Annotated in this window: 23 protein-coding genes; 15 read left to right on the top strand and 8 right to left on the bottom strand. The window is 65.1% G+C overall.

Annotated elements, in window-relative coordinates:
- Positions 1-3 precede the first annotated feature (3 nt).
- The 6 genes from IC761_RS13645 to IC761_RS13620 all read left to right on the top strand — a co-directional run bounded on the left by IC761_RS13645 (position 4) and on the right by IC761_RS13620 (position 7,854).
- Entirely contained in the window at positions 4-891 is an 888-nt protein-coding gene (locus IC761_RS13645; protein WP_195803749.1) for an ABC transporter permease, read from the top strand.
- A gap of 14 nt (positions 892-905) precedes the next feature.
- Entirely contained in the window at positions 906-2,555 is a 1,650-nt protein-coding gene (locus IC761_RS13640; RefSeq protein WP_195804641.1) for an ABC transporter ATP-binding protein, read from the top strand.
- 144 nt (positions 2,556-2,699) lie between these two features.
- Entirely contained in the window at positions 2,700-4,205 is a 1,506-nt protein-coding gene (locus IC761_RS13635; RefSeq protein ID WP_195803748.1) for a M81 family metallopeptidase, read from the top strand.
- A 13-nt stretch (positions 4,206-4,218) separates the two neighbouring features.
- Entirely contained in the window at positions 4,219-5,391 is a 1,173-nt protein-coding gene (locus IC761_RS13630; RefSeq protein ID WP_195803747.1) for a M20 aminoacylase family protein, read from the top strand.
- Positions 5,384-6,805: an amidase gene (locus IC761_RS13625; protein WP_195803746.1), complete on the top strand. Its 1,422-nt coding sequence runs from the start codon at positions 5,384-5,386 to the stop codon at positions 6,803-6,805. The genes IC761_RS13630 and IC761_RS13625 overlap by 8 nt, the downstream gene beginning before the upstream one ends.
- A 158-nt stretch (positions 6,806-6,963) precedes the next feature.
- A complete protein-coding gene (locus IC761_RS13620) occupies positions 6,964-7,854 on the top strand; it encodes a crotonase/enoyl-CoA hydratase family protein (RefSeq protein WP_195803745.1) in 891 nt (296 codons plus the stop codon).
- 64 nt (positions 7,855-7,918) lie between these two features.
- Here IC761_RS13620 and IC761_RS13615 read toward each other — a convergent pair whose 3' ends face one another.
- From IC761_RS13615 to IC761_RS13605, 3 genes are all read right to left on the bottom strand, one after another.
- Complete coding sequence (locus tag IC761_RS13615; protein WP_195803744.1) at positions 7,919-8,896, bottom strand: NADPH:quinone oxidoreductase family protein; 978 nt, start codon at positions 8,894-8,896, stop codon at positions 7,919-7,921.
- Positions 8,896-9,504: a 2-hydroxychromene-2-carboxylate isomerase gene (locus IC761_RS13610; RefSeq protein WP_195803743.1), complete on the bottom strand. Its 609-nt coding sequence runs from the start codon at positions 9,502-9,504 to the stop codon at positions 8,896-8,898. Before IC761_RS13610 ends, IC761_RS13615 begins: the two co-directional genes overlap by 1 nt.
- Positions 9,505-9,647: 143 nt before the next feature.
- Complete coding sequence (locus IC761_RS13605; protein WP_195803742.1) at positions 9,648-10,349, bottom strand: glutathione binding-like protein; 702 nt, start codon at positions 10,347-10,349, stop codon at positions 9,648-9,650.
- A 145-nt stretch (positions 10,350-10,494) separates the two neighbouring features.
- On the opposite strand from IC761_RS13605, the gene IC761_RS13600 reads away from it, so the two are divergent.
- Together IC761_RS13600 and IC761_RS13595 are read left to right on the top strand one after the other, a co-directional pair.
- Positions 10,495-11,517 carry a methionine synthase gene (locus IC761_RS13600; protein WP_195803741.1) on the top strand — a complete coding sequence of 341 codons (1,023 nt, stop codon included), beginning with the start codon at positions 10,495-10,497 and terminating at the stop codon, positions 11,515-11,517.
- Positions 11,514-11,750, top strand: a complete 237-nt coding sequence (locus IC761_RS13595; RefSeq protein ID WP_195803740.1) for a hypothetical protein — start codon at positions 11,514-11,516, stop codon at positions 11,748-11,750. The genes IC761_RS13600 and IC761_RS13595 overlap by 4 nt, the downstream gene beginning before the upstream one ends.
- On the opposite strand, the gene IC761_RS13590 is transcribed toward IC761_RS13595, so the two are convergent.
- From IC761_RS13590 to IC761_RS13575, 4 genes are all read right to left on the bottom strand, one after another.
- Positions 11,747-12,364: a hypothetical protein gene (locus IC761_RS13590; RefSeq protein ID WP_195803739.1), complete on the bottom strand. Its 618-nt coding sequence runs from the start codon at positions 12,362-12,364 to the stop codon at positions 11,747-11,749. The genes IC761_RS13595 and IC761_RS13590 overlap by 4 nt on opposite strands.
- The gene (locus IC761_RS13585) at positions 12,364-13,161 is read right to left on the bottom strand and encodes a class II aldolase/adducin family protein (RefSeq protein ID WP_195803738.1); all 798 of its coding nucleotides are present in this window, start codon (positions 13,159-13,161) and stop codon (positions 12,364-12,366) included. Before IC761_RS13585 ends, IC761_RS13590 begins: the two co-directional genes overlap by 1 nt.
- A 21-nt stretch (positions 13,162-13,182) precedes the next feature.
- Positions 13,183-13,710 carry a xanthine phosphoribosyltransferase gene (gene gpt, locus IC761_RS13580; RefSeq protein WP_195803737.1) on the bottom strand — a complete coding sequence of 176 codons (528 nt, stop codon included), beginning with the start codon at positions 13,708-13,710 and terminating at the stop codon, positions 13,183-13,185.
- A gap of 124 nt (positions 13,711-13,834) precedes the next feature.
- Positions 13,835-14,572: a competence/damage-inducible protein A gene (locus IC761_RS13575; protein WP_195803736.1), complete on the bottom strand. Its 738-nt coding sequence runs from the start codon at positions 14,570-14,572 to the stop codon at positions 13,835-13,837.
- A gap of 222 nt (positions 14,573-14,794) precedes the next feature.
- Between IC761_RS13575 and IC761_RS13570 the strand changes: the two genes are divergently transcribed.
- The 7 genes from IC761_RS13570 to IC761_RS13540 all read left to right on the top strand — a co-directional run bounded on the left by IC761_RS13570 (position 14,795) and on the right by IC761_RS13540 (position 21,487).
- Positions 14,795-16,213, top strand: coding sequence for a circularly permuted type 2 ATP-grasp protein (locus tag IC761_RS13570; protein WP_195803735.1), 1,419 nt, complete (start codon positions 14,795-14,797; stop codon positions 16,211-16,213).
- A 4-nt stretch (positions 16,214-16,217) separates the two neighbouring features.
- Positions 16,218-17,162: an alpha-E domain-containing protein gene (locus IC761_RS13565; protein WP_195803734.1), complete on the top strand. Its 945-nt coding sequence runs from the start codon at positions 16,218-16,220 to the stop codon at positions 17,160-17,162.
- A 67-nt stretch (positions 17,163-17,229) separates the two neighbouring features.
- A complete protein-coding gene (locus IC761_RS13560; RefSeq protein WP_195804640.1) occupies positions 17,230-18,078 on the top strand; it encodes a transglutaminase family protein in 849 nt (282 codons plus the stop codon).
- Between the two features lie 187 nt (positions 18,079-18,265).
- Positions 18,266-19,393 (top strand): acyl-CoA dehydrogenase family protein, encoded by a 1,128-nt coding sequence (locus IC761_RS13555; RefSeq protein ID WP_246791509.1) that lies wholly within the window; start codon positions 18,266-18,268, stop codon positions 19,391-19,393.
- Between the two features lie 53 nt (positions 19,394-19,446).
- Positions 19,447-19,854: a carboxymuconolactone decarboxylase family protein gene (locus IC761_RS13550; RefSeq protein ID WP_195803732.1), complete on the top strand. Its 408-nt coding sequence runs from the start codon at positions 19,447-19,449 to the stop codon at positions 19,852-19,854.
- 90 nt (positions 19,855-19,944) lie between these two features.
- Positions 19,945-20,703 carry a proteasome-type protease gene (locus IC761_RS13545; RefSeq protein ID WP_195803731.1) on the top strand — a complete coding sequence of 253 codons (759 nt, stop codon included), beginning with the start codon at positions 19,945-19,947 and terminating at the stop codon, positions 20,701-20,703.
- 25 nt (positions 20,704-20,728) lie between these two features.
- On the top strand, positions 20,729-21,487 hold the full coding sequence (locus IC761_RS13540) for an SDR family oxidoreductase (RefSeq protein ID WP_195803730.1): 759 nt from the start codon (positions 20,729-20,731) through the stop codon (positions 21,485-21,487).
- 138 nt (positions 21,488-21,625) lie between these two features.
- Here IC761_RS13540 and IC761_RS13535 read toward each other — a convergent pair whose 3' ends face one another.
- Entirely contained in the window at positions 21,626-22,798 is a 1,173-nt protein-coding gene (locus tag IC761_RS13535; protein ID WP_438265137.1) for an MFS transporter, read from the bottom strand.
- Positions 22,799-22,921 lie beyond the last annotated feature (123 nt).

The raw sequence follows: 22,921 nt of genomic DNA, 5'->3' as shown, positions 1-22,921 counted from the left end.
ACCATGTCGGTCGATACCCTTCCCCAGTCCTCCATTCCGATCACGTCGCCGCTGCGGCCGCGTTTCGGCTTCCTGACCTCGACGCCGATCATCGCCACGGCAACGGTGTTGCTCGCGCTGATCGTGCTGATCTCGATCCTGGCGCCGCTGATCGCGCCGCATGACCCGATCCAGCTGGCGCCGTCGCTGCGGCTCAAGCCCGCGTCGGCGCAATTCCTGCTCGGCACCGACGCCTATGGCCGCGACCTGCTGTCCCGCGTCATCTATGGCGGCCGTGTCTCGCTGCTGATCGGGATCGGCTCGGCGATCCTGTCGGTCGTCATCGGGCTCGCCATCGGCCTCGTCTCCGGCTTCTTCAAGCTGGTCGATTCCGTGATGATGCGCATCATGGACGGCCTGATGGCGATGCCGAGCATTTTGCTCGCGATCGCCGTGGTGTCGCTCTCCGGCGCCAGCATCTGGACCGTGCTGGTCGCGATCACCATTCCCGAAATCCCGCGCGTGGCGCGTCTGGTGCGCTCGGTGGTGCTGTCGGCTCGCGAAGAACCTTACGTCGAAGCGGCGATCTCGGTCGGCTCGTCCCTGCCCAAGATCATGTGGCGGCATCTGATGCCGAACACGATCGCGCCGCTGATCGTCCAGGGCACCTATGTCTGCGCCTCCGCCATCCTCACCGAGGCGATCCTCTCCTTCCTCGGCGCCGGCATCTCGCCGGAGACGCCGACCTGGGGCAACATCATGGCCGAAGGCCGCCAGTATTTTCAGCTCAAGCCGACGCTGATCTTCTGGCCGGGCCTTTTGCTCTCGATCGCCATCCTCAGCATCAATCTGATCGGCGACGCTGCCCGCGACGCCCTCGATCCCCGCATGAAGCAGCGGGAAGGCAAGTGATGACCAATCAAGTGATGACCAACCCGGTCCTCGACATCAACAACCTCGTCGTCGCCGTCGGCAAGAAGCCGAACGGCGCAAAGATCATCGACGGCATCTCGATCCAGGTGCACGAGGGCGAGACGCTGTGCCTCGTCGGCGAAAGCGGCTCGGGCAAGTCTGTGACCTCGCTCACCACGATGGGCCTATTGCCGAAGGGCACGCTGGTTCCGACCGGCGGCAGCGTCAAGCTCGTCGGCGAGGAGATCCTCACCGCGACCGACCGCCGCCTGCGCCAGCTGCGCGCGACCAAGATGGCGATGATCTTCCAGGAGCCGATGACCGCGCTCAATCCGGTGGTCCACGTCGGCCGCCAGATCGACGAGGTGCTGCGCGCCCACACCGATCTTGATGCCAGGGCACGCAAGAAGCGCATCCTCGACATGATGGAGCAGGTCCGCCTGCCCCAGGTCGAGCGCATCTTCGCCTCCTACCCGCACCGCCTCTCCGGCGGCCAGCGCCAGCGCATCATGATCGCGATGGCGTTGGTGCTCGAACCCAAGCTGCTGATCGCCGACGAACCGACCACTGCGCTCGATGTCACCACGCAAAAGCAGATCCTGACCCTGATCCGCGACCTCCAGCGCGATCACGGCACGGCCGTCTTGTTCATCACCCACGACATGGGCGTGGTGGCCGAGATCGCCGACCGCGTCGCGGTGATGCGGCAGGGCCGCCTGGTCGAGACCGGTCCGCTCGACACCGTGCTGCGCAATCCGACCATGGAATACACCCGCAATTTGCTGGCGTCGGTGCCGAGCCTGGTTCCGCGCGCTCCGCGCGAAGAGAGCCGCGAGCCCGTCGTGCTCGAGGCCAACGAGCTCGGCAAGGTCTACAAGGAGCGCGCGTTCTTCGGCAAAGGCCGCGAGGTCGTCGCCGCCGACAAGGTGACGCTGACGCTGCGCAAGGGCCGCACCCTCGGCATCGTCGGCGAAAGCGGCTCGGGCAAGTCGACGGTGGCGCGCTGCATCGTCCGCCTGATCGATCCGACCTCCGGCGGCGTCCGCCTCGCCGGCCGCGAGATCTCCGACATCTCGCGCCGCCTGCTCCAGCCGCACCGGCAAAAAATCCAGATCGTGTTCCAGGATCCCTACCGCTCGCTCAACCCGCGCATCACGGTCGGAGAGAGCATCGCGGAAGGCCCGATCAACTACGGCACCTCGCATGCCGACGCGATGAAGCGCGCGCGCGAATTGCTCGAGCTGGTCGGACTGCCGGCGGATGCGGTGTCGCGCTATCCGCACCAGTTTTCCGGCGGCCAGCGCCAGCGCATCGCCATTGCGCGCGCGCTTGCGCTCGATCCGGACGTGCTGGTCGCGGACGAAGCCGTCTCTGCGCTCGACGTCTCCGTGCAGGCGCAGGTGCTGGAACTGCTCGACGAGATCCAGAAACGGCTCGGCATCGCCATCCTGTTCATCACCCACGATTTGCGCGTCGCAGCGCAGATCTGCGACGAAGTCGTGGTGATGCAGCACGGCCGCGTGGTCGAACAGGGCCCCGCCGCCGAGGTGCTGACGCATCCGCAGGAGGCCTACACCAAGGCGCTGCTGGATGCAGCGCCAGGGCGCAACTGGGATTTTGCGAATTTCCGGCCGGTGGCAGAGGGTGTGGCGGCGAACGCCTAGTGTCGTCCCGGCGAAGGGGCTCATAACATCCGCAGCATTCCCAAAACAGCTTGACCCTATGCGCGGCGCGATTGCTTCCCACCTTGCTCTTGCCGCAAGGCCAAGGCTAACGTCGCGCACTCTCAATCGCCTGGACTTGAATTGATGACACGCATCGCCGTCGGCGGCTTCCTGCACGAGACCAACACTTTCGCTCCGACGAAGGCGACGTTCGCGGACTTCCAGCATGGCGGCGGCTGGCCGGCGATGACGCAAGGCGCCGACGTGCTCAAGGTGATGCGGCGCATCAATGTCGGCCTTGCCGGCTTCGCCGACAGCGCCGAGGCCAATGGCTGGGAACTCGTTCCGACGATCGCCTGCGGTGCGAGCCCGTCGGCGCACGTCACCAAGGACGCCTTCGAGCGCATCGTGAAGGTGATGGTCGACGGCATCGCAGCCGCCAGCCCGATCGATGCGGTTTATCTCGACCTGCACGGCGCCATGGTCACCGAGCATCTCGACGACGGCGAAGGCGAGATTCTGGCGCGGGTGCGCCGCGTCATCGGCAGAGATGTTCCGCTGGTCGCGAGCCTCGACTTGCACGCCAACGTCACGCCGGAGATGATGGAACACGCGGATGCGCTGATCGCCTACCGCACCTATCCGCATGTCGACATGGCCGACACCGGCCGCGCCGCCGCGCGGCACCTCGCGCTGCTGCTGAAGACGAAGCAACGCTTCGCAAAGTCGTTCCGCCAGTTGCCCTTCCTGATCGCGATCAGCTGGCAATGCACCAACGACTACCCCACCAAGGGCATCTACGAGAAGCTCGCGGCGCTCGAAAGCGACGCGGTTCCGACGCTGTCCTTCGCGCCCGGCTTCCCTGCCGCCGATTTCCGCGACTGTGGTCCGAGCGTGTTCGCCTATGGCAAGACTCAAGCGGATGCCGACCGCGCGGCGGACGCGATCGTCAAGCTGATCGAAAGCCACGAGGACGATTTCGATGGCAAGATCTGGTCGCCCGACGATGGCGTGCGTCATGCCATGGAACTTTCGAAGAGCGCGAGCAAGCCGGTCGTCATCGCGGACACCCAGGACAATCCCGGCGCCGGCGGCGATTCCGACACCACCGGCATGCTGCGCGCGCTGGTGCGCAACAAGGCCAGCGCCGCAACCGGCGCGCTCTACGATCCGGTCTCGGCCAAGGCTGCGCATGCGGCCGGCGTCGGCGCCACCGTCACGTTGTCGCTCGGCGGCAAGTCCGGCATTCCCGGTGACGAGCCCTACACCGAGACCTTCGTCGTCGAAAAGCTCTCCGACGGCCGCTTCATCGCGCCCGGCCCCTATTATGGCGGCCGCGAGATGGAGATGGGCCCCTCCGCGGCCTTGCGCATCGGCGACGTCCGCGTCGTCGTGTCCTCGCACAAGGCGCAGCTCGCGGACCAGGCGATGTACCGCTATGTCGGCATCGAGCCGACGCAGGAGAAGATTCTTGTCAACAAGAGCTCGGTGCACTTCCGCGCCGATTTCGAGCCGATCGCGGAGAAGCTGATGATCTGCGCCGCGCCCGGCGCGATGCCGGCCGATACCGCGTCGCTACCCTGGACGCGCCTGCGTCCGGGCATCCGCATCAAGCCGAACGGCCCCGTTTTCACGCCCCCTTCACGCTAACCGGACAGGACATATGCCCACCATCGACCGCATCGACGGCTATGCCGACGAACTTACCGCCATCCGCCGCGACATCCACGCCCATCCCGAGATCGGTTTCGAGGAAGTGCGCACCTCCGGCATCGTCGCCGACAAGCTGAAGAGCTGGGGCATCGAGGTGCATCGCGGTCTCGGCGGCACCGGCGTGATCGGTGTCATCAAGGGCAAGGGTTCGAGCGGCAAGCGCATCGGCTTGCGCGCCGACATGGATGCGCTGCCGATGGAAGAGAACACCAATCTGAAATGGAGCTCGAAAATCCCCGGCCGCTTCCACGGCTGCGGCCATGACGGCCACACCACCATGCTGCTCGGCACCGCCCGCTATCTCGCCGAGACCAGGAATTTCGACGGCACGGTGCACCTGATCTTCCAGCCGGCCGAGGAAGGTCTCGGCGGTGCGCGCGCGATGATCAAGGACGGGCTGTTCGAGAAGTTTCCCTGCGACGAGCTCTACGGCCTGCACAACGCACCCGACCTCAACCACGGCGAGATCGCGATCCTGCCCGGCCCGGCGATGGCCAGCGCCGACTTCTTCGACCTCCGCATCACCGGCTACGGCGCCCATGGCGCGATGCCGGAGCGCTCCAAGGACGCGGTGATCATCGCAACCACGCTGGCGCAGGCGATCCAGACCATCGTCAGCCGCAACGTCGAGCCGCTCCAGGCTGCTGTGGTGTCGATCACCCAGATCCATGCGGGCTCCGCCTACAACGTCATTCCTGGCGAGGCGCATCTTTGCGGCACCATCCGCACCTTCTCGAAGGAAGTCCGCACCCTGATCAGCGAACGCATCCGCACCATCTGCGCCGGCATCGCGAGCGCCTATCAGTGCGTGATCGACGTCGACATCCGCGACACCTTCAACGTGCTGGTCAACCAGGTCGAGCAGTCCAAGGTGGTCGAGGAGGTCGCGCGCACAATCGTCAACCCGGCGAACGTGATCACCCGCACCCAGCCGAAGATGGGCAGCGAGGACTTCGCCGACATGCTGGAGACCATTCCCGGCGCCTATTTCTGGGTCGGCCATGACGGCTCGGTGCCCGTGCACAATCCAGGCTTCGTGCTCGACGACAAGATCCTGCCGATCGGCGCCAGCATGTTCGCCCGGATCATCGAGACCCGCATGCCGGCGGGCGGCAATGCATAAAAAGAGCATCGAGGAGGCGGTCACCTCGCTGCACGATCTGTCCGCGGTCGACCTGATCGCGGGTTATCGCGCAAAACAGTTCTCGCCGAGCGAGGTGCTGGAGGATTTGCTCGCGCACATCGCCGCGTGGGAGCCGCACCTCAGGGCGCTCTATGCGTTTGATCCCGACGGCGCGCGCGAGGCGGCAGCGGCCTCGACCGCGCGCTGGTCCGGGGGCGAACCATCAGGCCCGCTCGACGGCGTGCCCGTCACGGTGAAGGACAATATCGCGACCAAGGGCGTGCCGGTGCCGCTGGGCGCTGTAAGCGTCAAGCTCGTGCCCGCCGAGAAGGACGCCCCGCCCGCCGCGCGGCTGCGTGAGGCAGGCTCCATCATCTTCGCCAAGACCACCATGCCGGATTACGGCATGCTGTCCTCCGGGCTCTCCTCCTTCCACGCGCTCGCGCGCAATCCGTGGGACCTCTCCAAAAATCCCGGCGGCTCCAGTGCAGGCGCAGGTGCTGCCGCTGCGGCCGGCTACGGCCCCTTGCATCTCGGCACCGATATCGGCGGCTCCGTGCGCCTGCCCGCCGGCTGGTGCGGCCTCGTCGGCTTCAAGCCGAGCTTCGGCCGCGTGCCGATCGACCCCGCCTATGTCGGCCGCGTCGCTGGCCCCATGACCCGCACGGTCGACGATTGCGCGCTGATGATGGGCGTGATCGCCAAGCCCGACCGCCGCGACGGCATGAGCCTTCCCGCCGAACCGCTGAACTGGAAAGGGCTGGAAAAATCTCCGCGCAAACTGCGCATCGGCCTGATGCTCGATGCCGGTGTCGGCCTGCCGGCGGAAAAATCGGTCCGTGAAGTTGCCGTGAAAGCCGCAAAGGCGTTCGAATCCGCAGGCAGCGTCGTCACCGAGGTCGACGGCATCCTGACGCGCGACATGCTTGACGGCCTCGACAATTTCTGGCGCGCGCGGATGTGGGACGATCTGTCCAAGCTGACGCCGGCCGAACAGGCCAAGGTGTTGCCCTACATCTTCAAATGGGGCGAGTCCGCCGCGAGGCTGTCGGGCGTCGACGTCATCCGCGGCTTCAACCAGACCATGGCGATCCGCGCGGTCGCGTCAAAGTTGTTCTGCGAGCTCGACTATCTGATTTCGCCAACCGCGCCGAACGTGAACTATCCGGCGGACTGGGCCTCGCCGACTAACGATCCGATGCGGCCGTTCGAGCATATCTGCTATACCGTGCCATGGAATATGTCGGAGAACCCGGCCGTCTCCATCAACGGCGGCTTCGATGCCAAGGGTTTTCCCATCGGCGTGCAGATCGTCGGCCGCCGCTTCGACGATATCGGCGTGCTCGGCATGGCCAAGGCGTTCGAAGGTCTGCGCGGGGCGCAGAAGCCCTGGCCGAAACCGCCGGCCAAATAACCGAACTCCCGTCATTCCCGGGCGCGCCCTCTTGGGCGCGAGCCCGGAATCCATCTACCCACGCGTTCCGGCCGAACCATGGATTCCGGGCTCGCGCTTCGCGCGCCCCGGAATGACGTGCTAGAGAGACCGACAAAGAAACCAGGAAGGAAACCACCATGGCGTATGAGACGATCAAGTACGAGGTCGCCGAGCAGATCCTCACCATCACGCTGAACCGGCCCGACAAGCTCAACGCCTTCAACGCGCAGATGCAGGGAGAGCTGATCGACGCGTTCGACGCCGCCGACAAGGACGACAATGTCCGCGCCATCATCGTCACCGGCGCCGGCCGCGGCTTTTGCGCGGGCGCCGATCTGTCATCGGGCGCCGACACCTTCGATCGCGACGCGCGGCGCGGGCCGGTGAAACGCTTCGCTGACGGCAAGGTCGATTACAGCGATCCGCAGGTGCGCGACGGCGGCGGCCAGGTGACCTTGCGCATCTTCAAATGTCTGAAACCGGTGATCGCAGCGGTGAACGGTCCCGCGGTGGGCATCGGCGTCACCATGCAGCTCGCGATGGACATCCGCATTGCTTCCGAGGCCGCGCGCTTCGGCTTCGTCTTCTCCCAGCGCGGCATCGTGCCGGAGGCCGCCTCGAGCTGGTTTCTGCCCCGCATCGTCGGCATCTCGCAGGCGCTGGAATGGTGCTATTCGGGCCGCGTCTTCCCGGCGCAGGAGGCGCTCGCCGGCCGCCTCGTCAGCAGGGTCGTCGCCCCCGATGATCTCCTGCCGGCTGCCCGCGCGCTCGCCAAGGAGTTTGCCGCCAAGACCGCGCCGGTGTCGGTGGCGCTGATCCGCCAGATGATGTGGCGCATGATGGGCGCCGACGATCCGATGGAAGCCCACAAGGTCGACAGCCGCGGCATCTACGCCCGTGGACGTTCGGACGACGTGAAGGAAGGCGTGGTGTCGTTCCTGGAGAAGCGGCCGGCGCAGTTCAAGAACAAGGTGTCGAGCGATATGCCGGATTATTTCCCGTGGTGGACGGAGCGGGAGTACAAGTGACGCTCTCGTAGGGTGGGCAAAGGCGCAAAGCGCCGTGCCCACCATTTATCAGCAACCGGCACCGTCACTCCATCACCAGCGCCACACGGCCGATCGCCTTGCGATCGATCAGCAATCGCATGGCCTTCGCATAATCTTCCAGCGGCAGGCGGTGCGAGATGTTCGGGCGGAGCTTGCCCTGCTCGGCCCACGCGAGCAACGCCTTCAACCGTACCTCGCCGAGCGCCGGATTTTTCCGCACCGCCTCGCCTGCGCGCACGCCGAGGACACTCGCGCCCTTGATCAGCAAGAGGTTGGTCTTCGCGGAGCCGATGCCGCCGGTGAAACCGATCACCAGCAGCCGCGCACCCCAGGCGATGCAGCGCATCGAGTTCTCGAACACTTCGCCGCCGACGGGATCGAACACCACGTCCGCGCCGTGGCCGTCGGTGATGCGCTTCACGGCGTCGCGAAACGGTTCGCGGTCGTAGCGGACCAGATGATCGGCGCCGCGCGATTTGGCGATCGCGAGCTTCTCGTCGCTGGAAGCTGTCGCGATCACGGTCGCGCCGAGCATCTTGCCGATCTCCACGGCCGCAAGGCCGACGCCGCCGCCGGCGCCGTGCACCAGCAGCACCTCGCCCGGCTCGACCCGGCCGCGGTCGATCAGCGCGTGATAGGCCGTGCCGTGGCCGGCGAGATAGGTCGCGGCTTCCGCATAGTCGAAGGTCGACGGCATCGGCGTGAGCTGCGACGGCATCACGACGGCTTCGTCGGTGAAGGCGCCGTGGCGCATCTTGACGATGACCTTGTCGCCGACGGCAACACCCTTCACCTCGGCACCCACCTCAGTCACGTCACCGGCGGCCTCCATGCCGGGTGTGAACGGCAACTCGGGCTTGAGTTGATATTCACCGGCTGCCATCAGCACGTCGGGAAAGTTCAAGCCGGCTGCCCGGATCGCGACGCGAACCTCGCCCGGCCTGACGGGCCGCGACGGAAACTCCTCCAGCCGCAGCGTCTCGGGAGCCCCAAGCGCGCGGCAGACGACAGCGCGCACCATCAGGCCGCGCTCGCTTTGCTGCGCTTGAGCGCCTCGCGGATCAGCGGCAGGCGGTCGTTGCCGAAATACATGTCGGTCTTGTTCACGAAGATGGTCGGCGAACCGAAGCCGCCGCGGGCGACGACCTCTTCCGTATTGGCCTTGAGCTGGTCCTTGATCCCCTGCTCCGCGATGCCGGCGAAGAACTTCTGCTCGTCGACGCCGACCTTCTTGCAGATCTCGGCCAGCACCGCGTCCTGCGAAATGTCCTTGTCGTCGCCCCAATAGGCCTCGAACACGGCGGTCGCGAACGGCACCATGTCTCTGCCCAGCCAGATGCAGCCGCGCATCGCTTTCACGCTGTTCACCGGAAACACCGTCGGCGGCATCTTGATCGCGAGGCCCGCCGAGCGCGCCCAGTCGGCCAGGTCCTTCTTCATGTAGCGCGCCTTCAGCGGCACCGGCGTCTCGCGCTGCGCATAGACGCTGGGGTTCACCGTGTTGAAGATGCCGCCCACCAGGATCGGCCGCCAGACGATCTCGGCGCCGAGCTCTTTGGCGAGCGGCTGGATGTTATGGAAGGCGAGATAGGTCCAGGGGCTGGAACAGTCGAAGAAGAATTCGATCATGGCGTTTCCTTTTGTCGTGTTTGTCGCGCTCTCTGCCCGTCATTGCGAGCGGAGCGAAGCAATCCAGAATCTTTTCCGCGGAACCAGTCTGGATTGCTTCGTCGCAAGAGCTCCTCGCAATGACGGGGAGAGAGCGGTGGCCGTCACTTCTTTCCCAGCACTTCCTTCGCACGCTGGCCGAACATGATCTTGCGTGATTCCTCGTCGAACGGCTCTTTCACGAACTTGCCGATCGCAAGCCCGGCCTGCAGCTGCGGCCGGGCGCGCACCTCGGCGTACCAGCGCTTCACGTTCGGATAGTCGTCGAGCGTAAAGCCCTGCGCCTTGTGGGTCATGGTCCAGGGGAAGCAGGCGATATCGGCGATGGAATAGTCGCCGGCGACATAAGCGCCGGTCTTTTCGAGCTGCCGGTCGAGCACGCCATAGAGCCGCGCGGCCTCGTCGCGGTAACGCTCGATCGCGTAAGGGATCTTCTCCGCCGCATAGAGCGCGAAATGGCCGTGCTGGCCGAGCATCGGTCCGAGCCCCGCCATCTGCCACATCACCCACTGGATGGTGGTGGAGCGGCCGCGCAGGTCAGTGGGCAGGAAGCGGCCGGTCTTTTCCGCGAGATAAATCAGGATGGCACCGGTCTCGAATGCCGAGAATGGTGCGCCGCCGTCGGCGGGTTCATGATCGACGATCGCGGGAATGCGGTTGTTCGGACTAATCGCCAAAAACTCGGAGCTGAACTGCTCGCCGGCGCGAATATTGACCGGGATCACCCGATAGGGAAGCCCGAGTTCCTCTAGCATGATCGAGATTTTCCAGCCGTTCGGCGTCGGCGCATAATGGAGATCGATCACGACGTTTCCTCTGACGTTTCCTCTGACCTTTCCATTGGCCTTCCCCGTCGTCGCCGCTGGAATAGACAGCGACTTTTGTTGTTCTGTACCTCGACGTTAAGACATGGCAGACAGTGGCGCAATCACAACCCGTCGGGAGGGACCCATGCTGTTTCCAACCACGATCGCCGGCTCCTTGCCGAAGCCGGAATGGCTCGCCGAGCCGAACATGCTCTGGGCGCCCTGGAAGTCGCAAGGGGACCAGCTGCTACGTGCCAAGCGCGATGCGACGATGCTGGCGGTGAAGGTTCAGGAGGACGCCGGGATCGATATCGTCACCGAGGGCGAGCAGGCCCGGCAGCATTTCGTGCACGGCTTTCTCGAGAAGATCGAGGGTATCGACTTCGCCCACAAGGTCGAGATGGGAATCCGCAAGGATCGCTACAAGGCGATGGTGCCGCAGGTGGTCGCGCCGCTCCAGCTCAAGGGCCGCGTTCACGCCGACGAGGCGCGCGTCGCGCGCACACACACGAAGAAGCAGCTGAAATTCACCCTGCCCGGTCCGATGACCATCATCGACACGATCGCGGACCGCTACTACGGCGACCGGGTCAAGATGGCATTCGCTTTCGCCGAATTGTTGAATGAGGAAGCCAAGGCGCTCCAGGCCGACGGCGTCGATCTCGTGCAGTTCGACGAGCCTGCTTTCAACGTCTACATGGACGAGGTCAACGACTGGGGCATCAAGACGCTGGAGCGCGCCGCGCAAGGCCTCACCTGCGCCACCGCCGTGCACATCTGCTACGGCTACGGCATCAAGGCCAACACCGACTGGAAGGAGACGCTTGGCGCCCAGTGGCGGCAATATGAGCAGATCTTCCCGACGATCGACGCCAGCCCGATCCAGCAGGTCGCGATCGAGTGCCGCAATTCGAAGGTGCCGCTCGACCTGCTCGCCCTGCTCAAGACCAAGATCGTGCAGGCCGGCGTGATCGATGTCGCCAGCGATACGGTGGAGACCGCCGAGGACGTCGTGAAGGTGATCGACGCCGTGTCGAAATTCGTGCCGAAGAGCAACATTATCGCCACCACCAATTGCGGCATGGCGCCGATGCGGCGCGAGATCGCCGAAGCCAAGCTGATGGCGCTCGGCGCCGGCGCCGCGCTCGCACGCGAGAAGCTCGGATGATTGCCGTGATTCGACCGGTTTTCGTCGTCGCGGCGTTTGCGGCGATCGTATCCTCCGCGCACGCGGAAGATCGCGCCGTGCTCGTCCACTGCAAGGCGATGGTCGAGCGCGCCTCGAAAGATGCGGCGAGCGCCAGCGAAGCTGAGCTCAGCCGCTGCCGCCAGATCATCCGCGAATGGGCGCTGCGCGACGCGCGGATGACCGTGGACGAACAAGGGCGGCCGCTGCGCTAGGGCGACGCGGACGGGTGCAGCACCGGCTGATAACCGGCATTCATTGCGCGCAGCGTCGACGGCGGGGTCAGAAGCGTTGCTTCACCCGGCGGATGCTCGACAGCGGAATAGCCGGCCGGCGACCACAGCAGCGCCCTGCCCTGCGTCACCAGAAAACTCTCCTCGCCCCGAAGTACCATCGCTCCCTCGGGCAACTGGTCGAGCGGCATCAGCAATTCGTGCAGCCGCTTCCTGCCCTGATCGAGCCGTTCGTGATGCAGCACCGTGTCGATGTCGTGCATGCGGACATTATGGACGCGGTTGCCCTTCTCCCACGCCGCGCGAAACCGGTTGGCATCGTCGCGGCGGCAGTAGAAGCAGGGGCGATGGCCGGCGGCGAGCGCGGTGGCTTCGTCCAGGAAGAACAGCTCGGTCCAGCTTTGCTGCGCCATCACCTCGCGGCGGCGACCGCGGAACTCGCAGGTGCAGGTCAGCCACGCCGGTGACGACCAGCGCTTCTTCAGAAGAGTCTTGGTCGCGGGATCGTGGATGATGCCGCGATTGCCGGTGAACATCCCGCGATGCGGCGTCGAGATGATGTCGCCAGTCGGCGTCACGCGGTTTTGCAGGGGCATTATTTTGCTGCCGCGGTAACACGCATTTTCCAGAGATTCCAGACGCGATCGAGCACCTGGAGATTGACCGCATCGGCCTTGGCGCCCTCGGCCGCCGTAAGATAGTTCACCTCGCCGCCGAGCGCGACCGCCTGGGACTGGAGCCGCGCATTGACGTCGGTGTAATAGGCGCGGAAGACCGCAACTTTCACTGACGACCCGATAGCGACGTCGCCATGGCCGCGCATCAGAACCACCGGCTTGTCGCCGAGCGCGACCGCCAGCGACTTGCCGATGGCGGCGTTGCTGACCAGCATGTTGGTCTCGCCGAATTCCTTGCGAATCTCCCAGACCGGCGCGCCCGCGGCGAGGAACGCCGCGTTGTGGAAGACGGGCCGAAGTGCGACCTGGCTGACCGTGAACGGGATCACGCCAGGCGAATGCGTATGCACCACCGCCATGACGTCCGGCCGCGCCTTGTAGATTTCACTGTGGATAAAGCGTTCCAGGAAGACACTGCGGCCCTTGGCGTCGACGGCGTTGCCGTCGAGATCGAATTCCATGATGTCGTCGGCGGTGACGAGCGCCGGCGCCAGCGAGCGCGACATCAGGAAGTGGTCGGGATTCTGGGGATCACGAGCGCTGACATGGCCGAACGCGTCGAGCACCCCGAACTCGGCAAGCACGCGGCTGCCGACCACGATGTCCTCGCGCACGGCAGCATCCTGGCATCGCCCCTCGGCAGCGAAGACCGTCGCCGCGAGCGTGACGATGAAACCGAGCCGTGCCTGCCATGTCGATCGCGTCCGTTCGATCATCGCAGTCAGCCCGTGTTGGCCTCACGCCGCGCCGTCGCGAAGCGGCGGATGATAGGAGAGCGCGGTATCCCAAGGGAAGAATATCCACGTGTCCTGCGACACTTCCGTGATGAAGGTGTCGACCAGCGGGCGCCCTTTCGGCTTGGCATAGACGGTGGCGAAATGCGCATCGGGCAGCATGTCGCGGACCAGCTTGCCGGTCTTGCCGGTATCGACGAGGTCGTCGACGATCAGCAGCCCCTTGCCGGTGCCGCCGCCGAGCTCCATCGCGGCGTCCGAAATGCCCTTCAGCACCTGGAGCTCGCCCTGCTTGTCGTGGTCGTAACTGGCAATACAGACCGTGTCGATGATGCGAACACCAAGCTCGCGCGCGACAATCGCGGCCGGCACCAGGCCGCCGCGGGTGATCGCGATCACCGCATGGAACGGACCGACCTCGTTGAGCCGCCAGGTCAGTGCCCGGCAGTCCCGGTGGAACTGGTCCCACGAGACCGGAAAAGCCTTGCCCGCCCGCTCCTGTGCGCTCAATTCCGGTGCTTCGCCAGCCATCGTTCTCTCCTGCCAATCATCGTCCGGCAGCTTCGTGCTAAAGCATGATCCGGAAAAGTGCGCAGCGGTTTTCCGACAAGATCATGCACAAATAAAAAGCTAAAGCGCCCGGAAAGCCGGGGCTTTAGCGGGTGATGTTCAATCCCGCCAGCATGTCCTTCACCGCCGCCATCGCGGCTGCGAGCTTATCCGCATCGCGCGAGCGCACCACCAGATTGGTGTTCGGCTTCGAGTCTTCGTCCATGAAGGGATAGCTGCCGATGATGGTGTCGGGGTGCGCCGCGGCGATCGCCCGCAACGGACTGCCGATGTCGCCCTCCCGCGCATTGGCACGGACCGATTCGGAGAGCATGCGCACGCCGGATTTCAGCTTGGGCGAGACGATGTCCATCATCGCCTGCATGATCGACGGCACGCCGGCCATGACGATGACATTGCCGATCTTGAAGCCGGGGGCGAGGATGGTCGCGCTCTGGATCAGCTCGGCGCCGTCGGGGATGCGGGCCATGCGCAGCCGGGCCTCGTTGAGATCCTGCTCGCTCCAGCGCTCACGGAAGCGGGCGACCACTTCCGGATGGTGGTCGATGCCGACGCCGAACGCCTTCGCCACGCTGTCCGCGGTGATGTCGTCATGGGTCGGCCCAATACCGCCGGTGGTGAAGACATAGGTGTAGCGTTGCCGCAGTGCATTCAACGCGGCGATGATGTCGTCCTCGTCGTCAGAGACGACCCGGACCTCCTTCAGGTCGATGCCGATATTGGTGAGGTATTCGGCGATGAAGCCGATGTTCTTGTCCTTGGTTCGACCGGACAGGATTTCATCCCCGATGACCAGAATGCCCGCCGTGACGATCTCGCTCATGCCTTAAGTCCCTCACCTGTCGCGCCGACTTTGCCGAGGTAACGCGTTGAAGTCACGCGGTTTTGCTGCCGAAATAAGCAGTCCTCAGCCATTTTTTCAGGCAAGCCACCGGTCATCCCCGGCAAATACCCTCGCTCCATGCTTATCGCGCTGGCCCGGCCCTTGCTACCCCATGAAAGTCATGCACTCTTGTCGTATGGCCAGGGAGACAAGTCGGGATCTATGGCAGTCGCGTTTGACGAAATGAACATTCCCGGCGGGGACCTTCGCCCCGCCTATCAGGAGCTGGCGCGCTGGCTCAAGGAGACGCCTCCCGAGGCGCTCGAATATCGTCGCCAGGAGGCCGAGCTCCTGTTCCGCCGGATCGGCATCACCTTCGCTGTCTACGGCGATTCCGAGTCCACCGAGCGCCTGATCCCCTTCGACGTGATCCCGCGGATCATGTCCGGCAAGGAATGGACGCTCTTGGAGAAGGGACTGAAGCAGCGCGTGCGCGCGCTCAATATGTTCCTGCGCGATATCTATCACGGCCGCGACATCCTCCGTGCCGAGGTCGTACCCGACGATCTGATCTTCCAGAACCCGGTGTTCCGGCCCGAGATGAACGGCCAGCAGGTGCCGCACGACGTCTACGTGCACATCGCCGGCATCGACATCATCAGGGTCGACGCCGAGGACTTCATCGTGCTGGAGGACAACGCCCGCACGCCGTCCGGCGTGTCCTACATGCTGGAAAACCGCGAGATCATGATGCGGCTGTTTCCGGATCTGTTCGCCCGCCACAAGGTGGCGCCGGTCGAGCGCTATCCGGACGAGTTGCTGTCTGCGCTGCGCTCGGTCGCGCCCCACGGTGCCTCAGGCGAGCCGACGGTCGCTCTCCTCACGCCCGGCGTCTACAACTCCGCCTATTACGAGCACTCCTTCCTCGCCGACAAGCTCGGCATCGAGCTGGTCGAGGGCCGCGACCTCGTCGTCAAGAACAACGAAGTGTTCATGCGGACGACGGAAGGGGTGAAACGGGTCGACGTGATCTACCGCCGCGTCGACGACGACTTCCTCGATCCCCTCACCTTCCGTCCCGATTCCGCGCTCGGCGTGCCCGGGCTGATGTCGGCCTATGCCGCCGGCAACATCACGCTCGCCAACGCGGTCGGCACCGGCATTGCCGACGACAAGGCGATCTATTCCTACATGCCGGAGATCGTGAAATTCTATCTCGGCGAGGAGCCGATCCTGAAGAACGTTCAGACCTGGCGCTGTCGCGAGCCAAAGGACCTCGCTTATGTGCTGGACAATCTCGGCGACCTCGTCGTGAAGGAAGTCCATGGCTCCGGCGGCTACGGCATGCTGATCGGACCGGCCGCGACGAAAGCGACGATCGAAGCCTTCCGCGAAAAGCTCAAGCGCGAACCTGAAGGTTTCATCGCGCAGCCGACGCTGGCGCTCTCGACCTGCCCGACCTGCACGGCGACCGGCCTTGCGCCGCGCCATGTCGACTTGCGGCCCTTCGTTCTCACCGGCAGCAAGACCACGACCATCGTGCCGGGCGGGCTGACCCGCGTCGCGCTGAAGGAAGGCTCGCTCGTGGTGAATTCGAGCCAGGGCGGCGGCACCAAAGACACCTGGATCCTGGACGAGTAGAGAGATGCTGTCGCGTACCGCCGAAAACCTCTACTGGCTCGCCCGCTATGTCGAACGGGCCGAATACCTCGCGCGCACCATCGATGCGACCCTGCGCGTCACTGCGCTGCCTGCCGCCTATATCGGCAAGACCAACGAATGGGACTCGGCGCTTCTCACCGCCGGCGTCGCCGCAAGCTTCTATCAGAAGTATCAGGAAGCCAACGAAGCGAACGTCGTCGATTACCTCTCGTTCTCGGCGGACAACCCGTCTTCGATCAGGAATTGCATCGAGGCGGCGCGGCTGAACTCACGATCGGTGCGCACCGCGCTGACCAGCGAGATGTGGGACACCATCAACTCGGCCTGGATCGAGCTCCAGGCGGTGTGGAGCAAGGGCACCTCCACGCGCGAGGACCTCGCAAAATTTCTGCGCTTCGTGCAGGAGACCTCGCTGCGCTTCGACGGCTCGGCCTACCGGACCATGCTGCGCAACGACGCCTACTGGTTCTCGCGGATGGGCGTGCATCTCGAGCGCGCCGACAACACCGCGCGCATCCTCGACGTGAAATACCACGTGTTGCTGCCGGAGGAAGAGCATGTCGGCGGTCCGCTCGATTTCTATCAGTGGAGCTCGATCCTGCGCTCGGTCTCGGCGCTGACGGCCTATCACTGGGTCTATCGCGAGACGCTGAAGCCGTGGCTGATCGCGGACCTGCTGATCCTCAACGACACGCTGCCGCGCTCGCTGGCGAGCTGCTACGGCAACCTCGTGCGCAACCTCGACCAGATCGGCGTCGCCTATGGCCGCCAGGGTCCGGCCCAGCGCCACGCCCGCGGCATTCGCAACAGGCTCGAACACAGCAACATGAACGACATTTTCCAGCATGGCGTGCATGAATTCATTCAGGAATTCATTGCGGACAATTCCAGGCTGGGCGAAATCATCACGAAGCAGTATTTGATCTGATACTGCTGTCATTCCGGTGCGCCCGCAGGGCGATGCCGGAATGACGGCGCCACAACAACGGTCCACCATGCGCCTGCGAATCCAGCACACCACGACGTATCGCTACGAGCCGCAGGCCACCAGCGTGATCCAGATCCTGCGCATGACGCCGTGCAGCCATGACGGGCAGTATGTGGCGGAATGGCAGATCGACGTCTCGACCGACACCAAGCTCGACACCCACGAGGACGCCTTCGGCAACGTCACCCATGTGCTGTCCTGCGGCCCTGTCGGCGACATCAAGATCACCGCCGAGGGCCTGATCGAGACCCACGACACCGGCGGCGTGCTGCGAGGCGCGGACGAGCGTTTTCCGGCCGGCATGTTTTTGCGCGCCACCGACCTCACCGAGGTCAATCCGGCGATGGCGGCGGTGGCGCGGCAACTGCGCAGCGAGGCGGAGAGCGACACGCTCGGCTTTCTGCACACGCTGATGACGCAGATCAGCGAGCACATGACCTTCGACGAGGATCCGACCAACAGCGGCACCTCGGCGGCGGAGGCATTCACGCTCAAGCGCGGGGTCTGCCAGGATTACGCGCACATCTTCATCGCCTGCGCCCGCACCGGCGGCGTGCCGGCGCGCTTCGTCTCCGGCCATTTTCTGCGCTCCGACGGCACGCTGCATCAGGATGCCGGCCATGCCTGGGCGGAGGCTTACGTGCCGGACCTCGGCTGGGTCGGCTTCGATCCCGCCAACAGCATCTGCACCACGGATGCCCATGTCCGTGTCGCGATCGGGCTCGACTATCTCGGCGCAGCCCCGGTGCGGGGCACCCGCTATGGCGGCGGCGCAGAGACCCTGACCGTGGCGGTCAGGGTCGAGCAGGCCGGCCGCGGCGGTCAATCGCAGTCGCAGTCCCAGCGGCAGAGCTAGGCGCAGTCGTCCGCCACGAAGCCGCAGCGTTACAGCCGTAATCGACAACCGCCGCGTTGAAACCGCGCCGTAGCGCCGTCTGTTCAACCTCTGTTGCAGTCCTTCTCCTGCAACAGAGGTTGAACAGATGCGGCTTCAAGAAAAGATCAGCGACCATTCCATCGCACCCCGCGATCCCCACAAGAGCATGCTTGCGGCCATCCGCGAGTTGGCGCCCGAGATCACGGCGCGCGCCGCCGAGTTCGAAGCTGCCCGCCGCATCCCACCCGACCTGGTGGAACGGCTGCGATCGATCGGGCTCTTTCGCATGTTCGTGGCGCAGAGCCAGGGCGGGCTGGAGTTCGATTTCCCGGCCGGCCTCGAGGTCATGAAGGCGCTGACCCGTCTCGACGGCTCGGTCGGCTGGACGTCGATTGTGGCCGGGGTCGGCGGCCTGTTTGCAGCGGCCTCACGCCCCGAATTGTATCAACGCATCTATCGGGACGGACCGGACGTGGCGATCTGCGGCTCATCGCAGCCCGCCGGAACGGCAGAGCGCGTGGCCGACGGCTATCGCGTCAAGGGCCGGTGGCCGTTCGCCAGCAGCTGCATGCACGCCGACTGGATGGGTGGGTTCTGCATCGTCACCGAAAATGGCAAGCCGGTGCCAGGTCCGCAGGGCAAGCCGCTGGTTCGCGCCGTGATGCTGCCGGTGCGCGACTGGGACATCGAGGACACCTGGCACGCGGCCGGGCTCAAGGGCACCGGCAGCCATCATATCACGCTGCGGGAGAGAGTGGTTCCTGAGGCCTATGTGTTCGATATCGATGTTGCCCCTCGCCTGTCGGGTCCGCTCTATCAAGCCGTCCGGCAATGGCTGCCGTTGCTTCACGGCGTGTTCTCGGTGGGCATGGCCGCGGGCGCAGTCGATGAACTGCTTGCGCTGGCCCATACCGGGCGGCAGCAATTATATGCGACCGTGCCGATGCGGGAGTCCGAGATATTCCAGTACGAGCTCGGCCGGATTACCGCCGACCTTCGGGCGGCGCAGGCATTTCACGAGGTCCAGGTTGCCGGTCACTGGCGGCGCGCGCTGGCCGGGACGCTGAAGGACGAAGATCTCATGGTCGAGGGATCCCGGTCCTCGGCCTGGCTGGCCACGACCTGCGCCGGCATCGCGGATGCCTGTTTTGCGCTGGCCGGAAGCAGTGTCGTGTACGACAGCTCGCCGTTGCAGCGGCGCCTGCGTGACGTTCGCGTCGGAGCGCAGCACGCTCACGCACAGCAGCGGCTTTATGTCGATGTCGGCAAGCTGGCCTTGCGCCGCTCGGCCTGACCGCATGAGCCGTGCTACACTCGCGGGGTCAGATTAGACCCCGCGAGGACCCCATGGCGACCGTGAAGCTGCTTTCGGACGATGAGCTCTCCAGCGAGGCCCGCGCTGTTTTCGACGATATCCGCGAGGTGCGGCAGTCGGATTTCGTCAACAATTTCTGGCGCGCGCTGGCGCACGATCCGAAAACGCTGCGGCGGACCTGGGAGAGCGTCAAGGAGGTGATGGCGCCGGGCGCGCTCGACCCCAAGGTCAAGGAAATGCTCTATGTCGCTGTCTCGGTGGCGCATGGCTGCAGCTACTGCATCCATTCGCACACCGCGAGCGCCCGGGCCAAGGGCATGACCGAGGCCGAATATGGCGAGCTGCTCGCCATCGTCGGCATGGCCGCCGAGACCAATCGGCTGGTCACGGCGCTCGGCGTCCCCGTCGACGCGGCCTTTCTCGTCGATGGCACGGACTGAGCACCCCCCTAGGAATCGGGGGTTGGAGCGGCCGGCGAAATTGGCTACTAGTTTGGCGCCGGCAAAAGCGCTCGCCTTCGGGGACTGGAAATGACCTATTGTTGCGGAATCCTGGTTCGGGACGGACTCGTCATGATCGCCGATACCCGCACCAATGCCGGCCTCGACAACGTCTCGACCTTCCGCAAGCTGCACATCTTCTCCAATCCGGGCGACCGCATCATGGCGATCGCCAGCGCCGGCAACCTCGCCATCAGCCAGTCGGTGCTCTCGACCCTCACCGAGGGCCTGGAAGACCCCAACACGGGCGAGATCGAGACGCTGATGAACGCGCCGACCATGTTCCAGGCAGCCCAGCGCATCGGACGCGCGATCCGGGCGGTGCACGCGACCGAGGGGCCCGCGCTCAAATCCGAAGACGTGTCCTTCGACGTCTCCTTCCTGTTCGGCGGCCAGATCAAGGGCGCACGCATGCGCCTGTTCATGGTCTACACTGCCGGCAATTTCATCGAATGCACCACCGACACGCCCTACCTGCAGATCGGCGAGCACAAATACGGCAAGCCGGTGCTCGACCGCGCCATGCATTATGATGTCGAGCTCTATGAGGCGCTGAAGACCAGCCTGATCTCGATGGACTCGACCATGCGCTCGAATCTCGGCGTCGGTCTGCCGATCGACGTGCTGGTGGTGCGCACAGACGCCTGCGATGCCGATCTCAACCACCGCATCGAGGCGGGCGAGCCCTATTTCCACGATCTGCGCTCGCGCTGGTCGGCGGCGTTGCGCGCCGCACATCAGAACATCCCGCGGCCGCCCTACAAGAACGACAAAGAGCCCAAGACCTAAGAGACAGAAGAAAAGGCAGGAAACGATGAGTGAAGCAAACAAGATCGCAGTGGTGACGGGCGCCGGCACCGGGGTCGGACGCGCGGCCGCACTGGCGCTGATGAACACCGGCTTCACCGTGGTGCTCGTCGGCCGCCGGCTGGAGATGCTCGAGGAGACCGCGAAGCTCGGCCCTGCGGGCAAGAGCCTGTGCGTCACCGCCGACATGACCAAGCCGGACCAGATCGCCGCGCTGTTTGCCAAGGTGAAGGACACCTATGGCCGGTTAGATGTGCTGTTCAACAATGCCGGCATGGGCGCCCCGCCCGTGAACTTCGAGGATCTCAGCCTCGAGCAGTGGCAGGCGGTGGTGAACACCAACCTCACCGGCCCGTTCCTGTGCACCCAGCACGCCTTCCGCATCATGAAGGACCAGACCCCGCGCGGTGGACGCATCATCAACAACGGCTCGATCTCGGCACACGCGCCGCGTCCGTTCTCGGCCGCCTACACCTCGACCAAGCACGCCATCACCGGCCTGACCAAGGCCTCCAACCTCGACGGCCGCATGTACGACATCGCGGTCGGCCAGGTCGACATCGGCAATGCCGCCACCCCGATGACCGACCGCATGGTCAACGGCCCCGGCGTGATACAGCCCGACGGCACGATGAAGCATGAGCCGCGCATGGACGCCAAGGCGGTCGGCGATGCCGTCGCCTACATGGCCGGCCTGCCGCTCGACGCCAACGTGCTGACCATGACCGTCATGGCGACCAAGATGCCGTTCGTCGGACGGGGCTGAGCACAAAAGCGCGAAAACAACCCCATGCACAGTAGACGGCATGGGGTTTCAGCAAGCGGGGTGCCGCCGGCTAAGTCCCCGCACTGCTTCCACAATCGTCATTGCGAGCGCAGCGAAGCAATGAGAGAGCGGAGCTCCCTACTCCAACCTCTCCACCTGCCGCAGGCTCGGGAACAGCTTCATCCACAGCAGGGCCACCGCGACGGTGCAGACGCCGCCGAGCACGGCGGCGGGCATGGCGCCGAACAAGGCCGCCGTCAGCCCGCTCTCGAACTGGCCGAGCTGGTTCGAGGCGTTGATGAAGAGGAAGTTGACCGCGCCGACGCGGCCGCGCATCTCGTCGGGCGTCGACAGCTGCACCAGCGAAAAGCGGATCACGACGCTGATCGTATCGGCCGCGCCGAGAACGGCGAGCGAGAGCACCGACAGCCACATCCAGGACGACAGCGCGAACACGATGGTGGCGACGCCGAACACGATCACCGCCTGGAACATGCGCAAACCGACATGCCGCGAGATGGCGTGGCGTGCCAGCACCGTCGTCATCAGCAGCGCGCCGACCGCCGGCGCCGCGCGCAGCACGCCGAGCCCCATCGGGCCGGTCTGGAGAATGTCGCGGGCGTAGATCGGCAACAGCGCGATGACGCCGCCGAACAGCACCGCGAACAGATCGAGCGAAATCGTACCAAGGATCGCAGGATTGGCCCGGACGAACCGGATGCCCGCGAACAGGTCGTCGGCCTTCGCGGCATCGCTCGCTGTCGGCGCGGTCGGGATCATGCGGACCAGGCTCATGCCGAGCGCAGCGAGAAGCGCGAATGACGCCGCGAGGCCATAGGCCACGCCCGGCGCCAGCGCGAAGGCGAAGCCGCCGAGCGCCGGCCCCATGATGATCGCCAGCTGTCCCGTGCCGCTCGAAATCGCGGTGGCGCGTTGCAGCGTTCCGGTCGGCGCGATGACCGGAAGCAGGGCGGCGAGCGCTGGGCTTTCGAAGGCACCGACAATGCCGAGCACGAAGGTGGCAAGAAATATTTGGGTGACCGTGAGCCAGCCGCCATAGGCGCCGCAAGCCAGGAATACGGCCGTCAGCCCTTCCACCAGCTCGCACAGCTGCACCACGCGCTTGCGCTCGTAACGGTCCGCGGCCTGCCCGGCAACGAACAACAGCAGCAGGGTCGGCAGGAACTGCACCAGCCCGACCATGCCGAGATCGAAGGCGCTGCCCGTGAGATCATAGACCTGCCAGCCGATCGCCACTGCCGAGATCTGGCTGGAAAAGCGCGACAGGCTGCGCGAGAGCAGGAAGAACAGGAAGGCGCGATGGCGGAGGAGCTCACCGGCGCTGACCGGCGGGCTCGCCGGGACCGCCTGTTCTTCACTGACCTCTTGGCTCACCTTCAAGACCATCCGCGCCTAACGATAACGAGGTCCCGC

This window comes from Bradyrhizobium commune (assembly GCF_015624505.1).
GTDB classification, from domain to species: Bacteria; Pseudomonadota; Alphaproteobacteria; order Rhizobiales; family Xanthobacteraceae; genus Bradyrhizobium; species Bradyrhizobium commune.
Note: the sequence above shows the minus strand (reverse complement) of the source record. Positions and strands in the feature narration are given on the sequence as shown.